Below are 648 nucleotides of genomic sequence, written 5' to 3' on the forward strand. Positions count from 1 at the left end.
CGGTCGGCGGCACGTCGGTCATGATCCTGCCCTTTCGCTGTCCGGCCAGATCGTGGCGGCGGCCGCCCTGAGGCCGGCGCGGACCGCCGCGTCGGCATCGACGGTGAGGATGTCGTGGCCGGCGCCGCGAAGGCGGCGGCATAGAGGGCGGCAAGCGTGCCGGAGGCAAGCATCACCAGCGGGCGCCGGCCCGCGCGCCCGGCCATCTCGCCGACTTCCGCGCCGATCAGCAGGCCGGAAAGCCGGGCGGCAGCGGCCTGCGACCCGAGGCCCTGCAGCAGGCCGGCAGCGCGCAGGCCGAACAGCCGCGACAGCGTCGCCGCCCCGGCATGAAGCCCGTCGGCGACACCGCCGAGGAAGTCCGGATCGGTCGGCGCGGGCGGCGCGGGATCGGCGCCGAGCGAAAGGCGCAGGATCGAGTGGCGGGAAAACAGCGCGAACAGTTCCCCGGTCATCCGGGTCGAAAACCCGGTCACGACGCCGCCGTCGATGTCGACCCACTTGCTGTGGGTGCCGGGCATGCAGACCGTGGCGGACGGTGTCGCGACGAGGCGGGTCATGCCGAGAAGCTGGGTCTCCTCGCCGCGCATCACGTCGGGGGCGGCGGGCGAGCGGCTGGCAAGCCCCGGCAGGATACGCACGTCGAGC

Annotated in this window: 1 protein-coding gene; it reads right to left on the bottom strand. The window is 74.2% G+C overall.

Annotated features, from left to right (window positions below):
• The coding region (locus tag A6302_RS20685; RefSeq protein WP_141704082.1) for a 2-dehydro-3-deoxygalactonokinase at window positions 1-648 on the bottom strand (648 nt) is incomplete at both ends.

The organism is Methylobrevis pamukkalensis (assembly GCF_001720135.1).
Lineage (GTDB): Bacteria > Pseudomonadota > Alphaproteobacteria > Rhizobiales > Pleomorphomonadaceae > Methylobrevis > Methylobrevis pamukkalensis.